Origin of the sequence: Inquilinus limosus MP06 (assembly GCF_000767795.1) — a bacterium.
GTDB lineage: Bacteria > Pseudomonadota > Alphaproteobacteria > DSM-16000 > Inquilinaceae > Inquilinus > Inquilinus limosus_E.
In genome coordinates this window covers 1-7407 of record NZ_JANX01000302.1, presented here as the reverse complement: position 1 = coordinate 7407, position 7407 = coordinate 1, and the positions used below count along the sequence as shown (strand labels likewise).

Here is a 7407-nt window from a genome sequence, read left to right as displayed (position 1 = left end):
CGCGCGCGCGCGCGCGCGCGCGCGCGCGCGCGCGCGCGCGCGCGCGCGCGCGCGCGCGCGCGCGCGCGCGCGCGCGCGCGCGCGCGCCGCGCGCGCGCGCCGGGGGTTGTCGATCGAAGAGCGGGGAGCATGCAGGATTGTCCGCTTTTGGCGGCGCGAACCCCCTCCCCCTGGCCCCCTCCCGCGGGGGGAGGGGGGACTCATCAGAGTCAGCGCGTGGGACATCGAAGCAGGCGAAGCTACTTCGCCGCCCAGGTGTTGAAGCGCTGGGTCAGGTTGTCGAGGTTCTCGACCCAGAATTCCGGGTTCAGCTCGATCGCCTGGGACATGTTGGCCGGGTTGGTCGGCAGGCCGGGCAGGTACTGGGCCGGGATCAGCGGCGTCGCCGCCTTGTTGGTGACGCCGTAGGTGATCTTGGTCGGCAGCTTCGCCTGGTTCTCCGGCTTGCCCATATAGGCCAGGAACTTGGTGGCGGCGTCGACATTGGGCGAGCCCTTCAGGATCACCCAGCTGTCGATGGTGAACAGGCTGCCGTTCCAGACGATCTTGAAGTCCTTCTTGTCGGCGTCGTTGGCGGCGGAGATGCGGCCGTTATATGCGGTGGTCATCGCCACGTCGCCCGAGGCCAGCATCTGCGGCGGCTGCGCGCCGGCGGTCCACCACACGATGTTCGGCTTCAGCTCGTCCAGCTTGCGGAAAGCGCGGTCCACGCCCTCGGGCGTCGCCAGCACCTTGTAGACATCGGCCGGGGCCACGCCGTCGGCCATCAGCGCGATCTCGAGATTGGTCTTCGGCCCCTGGCGCATCGCCCGCTTGCCGGGGAACTTCTTCACGTCCCAGAAATCGGCCCAGCTCTGCGGCCCGCCATTCGGGAACTTGGCGCCGTCATAGGCCAGGATGAAGTTGTAGACGATGGCGCCGACGCCGCAGTCGTTCACCGCCTCGGGCAGATAGGCGTCGCGGCCGCCGATCGCATCCCAGTTCAGGGGCTCGAACAGGCCTTCCTCGCAGCCCAGCGCCAGCTCCTCGGATTCGACCTGGACCACGTCCCAGCTCGAATCGCCGCCTTCGACCTTGGCGCGCAGGACGCCGATGCCGCCATCCCAGCTCTCGTCATGCATCGGGGTGCCGGCGGCCTTGAACGGCTCGAAATACAGCGCGCGCTGCGCATCCTGGTAGGCGCCGCCCCAGGACACGACGGTCAGGTCGCGGGCCATGGCGGGCACGGCGAAGCCGGCCGCCAGCAACGCTGCCGCGGGCAGAAGGCGGGTGAAACGGATCATTCTGGCACTCCCTGTTTTCTTGTTCCGCCGAGGCGGCGGTTTCAGCCGTCAGACATGCTGGCCGCCGTTGATATGCACCTCGGCCCCGGTAATGTAGGACGATCCGGCGGTGCAGAGGAACATGATCGTCGCGGCGACCTCCTCGGGCTTGCCGAGGCGCTTCATCGGGATCTCGCCGTCGATCATCGCCTCGGTGCCCGGCGACAGGATCGAGGTGTCGATCTCGCCCGGCGCGATCGCGTTCACCCGAACCCCATGCGGCCCGAACTCATGCGCCATCTCCCGCGTCAGCGCCGCCAGCGCCGCCTTGGAGGTGGCGTAGGCCGGCCCGGCGAAGGGATGGACGCGGCTGCCGGCGATCGAGGTGACGTTGATGATCGTCCCCTTCGCGGCCTTCAGCGGCTCGAACAGCCCGCGGCCCAGCAGGGCGGTGGCGAACAGGTTGACGTTGAACACATGCATCCAGGTCGCGTGGTCGGTATCCAGCACGCCCATGCGCTTGCCTCCGGGCAGCTTGGGCGAGATGCCGGCATTGTTGACCAGCGCGTCCAGCCGGCCATGCGGCAGCCGCGCGCGCAGGGCGGACAGGCCCTGCTCGATCCCGTCCAGGTCGGCGAGGTCGAGCTGGACATGGTCCTCCTCGCCCGCATGCCACGGGCAGTCCTTCGAGAAGGCCTGGCGCGAGACGGTGATCACCCGCCATCCGGCGGCGCTGAAGCGCTTCACCGTGGCATGGCCGATGCCGCGGCTGGCGCCGGTCAGGATCAGGGTCTTCGGCTCGTCCGTCGGGGCCGTGCTGGACATGACTGCACCTGGGCTGAAGGGGTCGATCGTTGAGAACGGATCGCGATCGCATCATGCGGTGCGCGGCCGCATCCGTCCAGGGGCTGGAAGGCATGGCAGCATGCCGCACCGGGCTCAGGGGTGGGCCAGCACCAGGCCGGGGGCGGGGGAGGCGGCGTTCGGCAGGCGCGCCAGCTCGGGCAGCTCCGGCAGCTTCCCGTCATCCTCGGCGTCGATGGCGCTGACCAGGCCCAGCGGATGGTGGACCGCCTCGATCCCCGGCGCGCCCAGCAGGATCGGGACGCCATCCTCCAGGGCGAAGCCCGAGCGCCACAGCCGCAGCACCTCGCGCGCGGTGCCGTCCGCGGTCGGCCGGATCAGGGTCAGCACCGGCATCCGCCCGTCCTGCAGCACCGGCGGCACCGGCAGGGTGCGGGCATCGGCCGTGTCGTCGAGATAACGGGCGGCGGTGGCGACGCTCCAGCCCGGCGGGGCGGTCCAGCCGGAGGAGGCGAGGGCGGCGGCCAGGGCCTCCGGCGGGCCGGCCCATTGCAGGCGGAAGGGCTGCTCGGCGTCGCCCTCCAGGTCGATGCGCTGCTGCGGCAGCCGGCGCCAGCCCCCCGCCCGCCATTCCGCGGCCGGGATCGCGACGGTCCGGTCGCGGATCACATACATGGCCGCGGCCTTGTCGAAGCCTGTGGCGACATGGCCGGCGCCGGCGCCGGCCAGCACCAGCAGCAGCATCACGGCGAAGCCGCGGGGGCGGATCCGCTGCGGGTCCGCGCGGCGGAAGGCCATGGCGAAGGCGACGGTCATGCCCAGGCCGAAGATCAGCCCGGCGGCGACATCGGACGGCCAATGCGCCGCCAGATAGACGCGCGAGGCGCAGACCAGCCCGATCAGCGCCGCGGCGACGCTCAGCGGCAGCAGCTGCCAGCGTCCCGGCAGGCCGCGCGCCACCAGCCAGCCCAGGATGCCGTACAGCACGGCGGAGAAGGCGGCATGGCCGCTGGGGAAGCTGAAGGCGTCGGCGCCGCTGTACAGGTCCGTGGTCGGCCGCAGGATCTGCAGCCGGCCCTTGACCAGCGGCACGAAGGCGGCGGTGACGGCGATGGCGATGGCCACGCCGCCGGCCCGGTGCCAAGCGCGGTGCATCAGCAGCCAGCCGATGGACGCGAAGGTCAGGGCGGTGATGGTGTGGCCGTCGCCCAGCATGGTGACGACGGTCAGGGCGGCGTCGCCCCAGGGCGTGCGCAGCCCCTGGACGAAGGCGCTGATGGCGCCGTCCGCCCTTGCCAGCCCGCCATGGGCGGCGACCAGGCTCAGCAGGTTGACGAAGCCGGCGACCAGCAGCAGCACCAGGGCGCCCAGCGCCGCCATGACACGCAGATCCGGCTCGTCCGGATCGACCAGCCGGGCCAGCAGGCGGGCAGGGCGGCTGCCGCGGCCCGCAGCCCAGCGATGCACCGCGTGCTGCGCCCGGCCCAGCAGCGGCAGCAGCCGGCGCCAGATCCAGCGGGTGACGACGACCAGCAGCCACAGCGTCAGCGCCAGGACGGCCAGCATCGCCACCAGCCGGCCGCTGACGGCGCCGAGCGCGCCCAGCGACGCGCCCAGCACCGCGCCGCCCAGGATATGGGCCGGCGCCCAGACGATCGCCGAGGCGATGTTGACGGTGTAGAACAGCCCCGGCCGCAGCCCCAGCGCGCCGGCCACCATCGGAATCATCGGCCGCAGCATCGGCAGGAAGCGGCCGAGCGCGATGCTCTTGCCGCCATGCCGGCGGAAGAAGGCCTCGCCGCGGGCGATCAGCGCCGGGTAGCGGCTCATCGGCCAGGCGCCGAGGATGGTGCCGCGCCAGCGCCGCCCCATCTCGTAGGACACCCCGTCGCCGATGATCGCCCCGGCCGTCGCCCAGACCAGCATGGGCCAGAGCGGCAGGTGGCCGAGGCCGACCACGGCGCCGACGCCGATCAGGATCGGCGAGCCGGGGATGAACAGGCCGATCACCGCCACCGATTCGGTCAGGGCGATCAGGAAGATCAGGAGGCCGGCCCAATGCGGGTGCTGGCCGATGAAGCCGATGACCGCCTGCGCGATGTCGGTCATGCCCCCACCCCGATCTGGTCTGATCTCCGCCTCATCCCGACTCCTCGTCTCGAACCGGTGTCATAGCTCGCGATTTCCGCGGCCCGGCGCAACCCTGCCCGTCTCGCGGCGAAGCGGTTGCCGTGGGCGCCGAACGCTGCCACATGAGACCGGTGTCGGATGGAGCGGAAGGATGGCGATGAGGGGGAGGATCCTGGTCCTGGCTCTGGCGGGCCTGCTCGGCTGGTCCGTGGGCGGGTGCGCGACGCCGCCCCCGGCGTCCCCGGCCCGGACCGATGGCGGCATCGTCCTGCTGGGCGAGACCCATGACCGCGTCACCGACCATCACTGGCAGCTGCAGCGCATCGCCGCGCTGCGCGAGCAGGAGCCGCGCCTGGCCATCGGGCTGGAGATGGTGCCGCGCAGCCGCCAGGCGGCGCTGGACGCCTGGACCGCGGGCAGGCTCGACGAGGCCGCCTTCCTGCGCGAGGTGGACTGGGAGCGGTCCTGGGGCTTCGATTTCGGCCTGTACCGGCCGATCTTCGCCTATGCCCGGATGAAGCACATCCCGCTGATCGCGCTGAATGTCGACCGCGACCTCGTGCGCGCGGTCGGGACTGGAGGCTGGGCGGCGCTGCAGGCCCGGCCGGATCTCGATCTCGGCCGGCCGGTGCCGCCGTCCCTGGACTACAACAAATACCTCGCCGCCGCCTTCGCCGGTCATGGCAGGGGGGCGGAGGGCGATGCCCTCAATCGCGGCTTCCGCCGCTTCGTCGACATCCAGCTGCTGTGGGACCGGGCGATGGCCGCCCGCATCGCCGAGGCGCGGGCCGCGGGGATCCCTCTGGTCGTGGTCCTGGCCGGCAGCGGCCATGTCCGCGACGGCATCCCGCGCCAGCTCCGCGACCTCGGCTACACCAGCTCCGCCCTGGTGGCGCCGGACACGGGGGCGTAGCCCATCGCCCCTGTCAATGGTCCTGCCCGATTTGTGACATGAAGCTGGAGAATCGTCTGGGCTGGTTGCTGTGAATATTGAAAGGCGACTGGCTTGGTTCTCAACCTTCGAAGTGAATCCAATTCACTTTTCTGTGAAGTGTTTGGATTCGTCCGGTCGGTGCTGATGGCCGGCCTTGCGGCCGCTGCCTTCGCCTTGCCTTTCGTGGCCGCCCCGGCCATGGCGGCGACGCCGGTCGAGCTGACGCAGAAGCATCTCTATGCCGGCTCGATCGCCGAGGGCGAGAAGGCGCTGGCCGCGATCGTGGCGAAGAAGCCGGACGATGCCGAGGCGATCGCCGGCCTCGGCCTGATCCGCTTGGCCAAGGCGACTGAGCATTTCAGCCAGGCGCTCTACCGCTACGGCTTCGAGCCGCCGAACGACCCGATGGTGTCGGTGCCGCTGCTGACCATGCCGGTGCCGCCGAACCCGAACCCCGAGGTGATCCGGTACGAGGATGCCCGCACCGTCCTGCAGACGCTGGTCGATGATCTCGACGCGGTCGACCGCACGCTGCGGCCGCTGGGCGATCGGCCGGTAAAGCTGCCGATGGCAATGGGGCGGGTGACGCTGGACCTCGCCGGCAACGGCCGGGGCCAGGCCACGCTCTACGACGTCTACAGCGCCGTGCTGCTGGGTGGGCAGGGCGCCCCGGCCAATGCCGGCAAGCTGGTGATCGCCTTCGACACCGGCGACGTGCTGTGGCTGCGCGCCTACACCCATGTGCTGCGCGCCGGCGCCGAGTTCCTGCTGGCGCGCGACTGGCATCGCAGCTTCGACGCCGCCGGGCACCTGCTGTTCCCGCGGACGGATTCGCCGCTGGCCGCGGCGCTGACCCTGCCGACCCAGGGCCTGTTCACCGGGGCGGAGGACGGCCGGATCGCCGACGGCATTGCCTGGATCCACCTGCTGAACTGGCCGGTGGCGGAGCCGGAACGGCTGCCGCGGGCGCGCGAGCACCTGCTGGAGGCGGCGAAGCTGAGCCGGGAGATGTGGGCGTCGATCCGGGCCGAGACCGACAATGACCGCGAATGGCTGCCGAACGCGAAGCAGGCCAGCCTGATCCCGGGCATGACCATCACCGATGAACGCATCGACTCCTGGCTGGCGCTGATGGCGGAATCCGAGGCGATCCTGAACGGCGACAAGCTGCTGCCGCATTGGCGCTTCGAGCAGGGCTTCAACCTGCGGCGCCTGCTGGAGTCGCCACAGCCCTTCGACCTGGTGCTGCTGCTGACCGGCACCGACATGGTGCCCTTCCTCGAAGACGGCCCGGTCAGCGAGCGGACGTTCTGGGAGCAGGCGACCGACGCCTTCGAGGGCGAGTTCCTCAGTTTCGCGGTCTGGATCAACTGAGCGGGCAGTGCCAGAGAATCAGATATTCATTGTCATCCTCGGGCTTGACCCGAGGATCCAGGGGCTTCAAGAGCCGCTCTGGGTGGCCCCTGGATTGCCGGGTCAAGCCCGGCAATGACAGGAAAGTAGAGGGCTCAGCCTCTCTCATCCGATCGCGCGGGCTCAATGCGCCAGGATGTTGACCAGCCGGCCGAACGGGTCGCGGACGTAGAAGCGGCGCACGCCCCAGGGCTCGTCGGCCGGGCCATATTCGACCTTGAGGCCCATCGCCACGGCCTTCCAGTGCATGGCGTCGACGTCGTCGACCTCGATCGAGATGTCCGGCACCGGGGTGCCGGAGCCGCCCTCGGTCATGACGCTGAGCTGCGGCGTCATCGTCGTGCCGGCGGTGAAGGTCAGGATCCAGCCCATGTCCATGGCCAGCTCCAGACCCAGGAAGTCGCCATAGAAGGCCTGCGCCCGGGCGATGTCGCCGGTGGCGATGTTGGTGACGATCCGCTTCACGGCCATGGCTGTCCTCCCGTTGCTGTCTGTTGCGGCTACCGTGCCACGGCCGGCCGTCGTCCCTCCAGCAGGTCTCTCTGGCGGGCGAGGGCGGCGGCCATGAATTCGGTGAAGGCGCTGACCCGGGCGGTGCGGCGCAGGTCCTCATGCGTCAGCACCCACAGCGCCGCGCCCTCCGGCACGGTCGGGGTGGCGATGCGCACCAGCCCCTCGGAGACATCACCGAGATAGCAGGGCAGGGCGGCCAGGCCGATGCCGGCGCGGGCGGCGTTGCGCAGCTCGACCAGCGAATCCGCCCGCAGCGCGATCGCCGCCTCCGGCAGCGCCCGGCGCATCCAGCGGGCGACGGCGGTGCCGGCCAGGCTGTCGTCAGGCATCACCCAGGGATGGGCCGCCGGG

General features: G+C 70.9%; 7 protein-coding genes. 2 read left to right on the top strand and 5 right to left on the bottom strand.

Features of this window, described 5'->3' with window-relative positions; genetic code table 11:
• Window positions 1-239: 239 nt before the first annotated feature.
• From P409_RS20880 to P409_RS20870, 3 genes are all read right to left on the bottom strand, one after another.
• Window positions 240-1283 (bottom strand): ABC transporter substrate-binding protein, encoded by a 1044-nt coding sequence (locus P409_RS20880; RefSeq protein WP_034843064.1) that lies wholly within the window; start codon window positions 1281-1283, stop codon window positions 240-242.
• Window positions 1284-1331: 48 nt separating this feature from the next.
• Window positions 1332-2087: an SDR family NAD(P)-dependent oxidoreductase gene (locus P409_RS20875; protein WP_034843060.1), complete on the bottom strand. Its 756-nt coding sequence runs from the start codon at window positions 2085-2087 to the stop codon at window positions 1332-1334.
• 114 nt (window positions 2088-2201) lie between these two features.
• The gene (locus tag P409_RS20870; RefSeq protein ID WP_052121059.1) at window positions 2202-4175 is read right to left on the bottom strand and encodes a bifunctional DedA family/phosphatase PAP2 family protein; all 1974 of its coding nucleotides are present in this window, start codon (window positions 4173-4175) and stop codon (window positions 2202-2204) included.
• A 178-nt stretch (window positions 4176-4353) separates the two neighbouring features.
• On the opposite strand from P409_RS20870, the gene P409_RS20865 reads away from it, so the two are divergent.
• Together P409_RS20865 and P409_RS20860 are read left to right on the top strand one after the other, a co-directional pair.
• Window positions 4354-5109: a ChaN family lipoprotein gene (locus P409_RS20865; RefSeq protein WP_161790439.1), complete on the top strand. Its 756-nt coding sequence runs from the start codon at window positions 4354-4356 to the stop codon at window positions 5107-5109.
• Window positions 5110-5274: 165 nt separating this feature from the next.
• A complete protein-coding gene (locus P409_RS20860; RefSeq protein WP_034843068.1) occupies window positions 5275-6504 on the top strand; it encodes a hypothetical protein in 1230 nt (409 codons plus the stop codon).
• A 162-nt stretch (window positions 6505-6666) separates the two neighbouring features.
• Here the strand turns inward: P409_RS20860 and P409_RS20855 are convergent, their stop codons facing one another.
• Window positions 6667-7014, bottom strand: a complete 348-nt coding sequence (locus tag P409_RS20855) for a VOC family protein (protein ID WP_034843056.1) — start codon at window positions 7012-7014, stop codon at window positions 6667-6669.
• A gap of 29 nt (window positions 7015-7043) precedes the next feature.
• The coding region (locus P409_RS20850; protein ID WP_034843053.1) for a LysR substrate-binding domain-containing protein at window positions 7044-7407 on the bottom strand (364 nt) is incomplete at its 5' end.

Coding starts and splice junctions, on each gene's coding strand:
- P409_RS20855 (WP_034843056.1), bottom strand. CDS start 7,014: ATGGCCGTGAAGCGGATCGTCACCAACATCGCCACCGGCGACATCGCC.
- P409_RS20860 (WP_034843068.1), top strand. CDS start 5,275: ATGGCCGGCCTTGCGGCCGCTGCCTTCGCCTTGCCTTTCGTGGCCGCC.
- P409_RS20865 (WP_161790439.1), top strand. CDS start 4,354: ATGAGGGGGAGGATCCTGGTCCTGGCTCTGGCGGGCCTGCTCGGCTGG.
- P409_RS20880 (WP_034843064.1), bottom strand. CDS start 1,283: ATGATCCGTTTCACCCGCCTTCTGCCCGCGGCAGCGTTGCTGGCGGCC.
- P409_RS20875 (WP_034843060.1), bottom strand. CDS start 2,087: ATGTCCAGCACGGCCCCGACGGACGAGCCGAAGACCCTGATCCTGACC.
- P409_RS20870 (WP_052121059.1), bottom strand. CDS start 4,175: ATGACCGACATCGCGCAGGCGGTCATCGGCTTCATCGGCCAGCACCCG.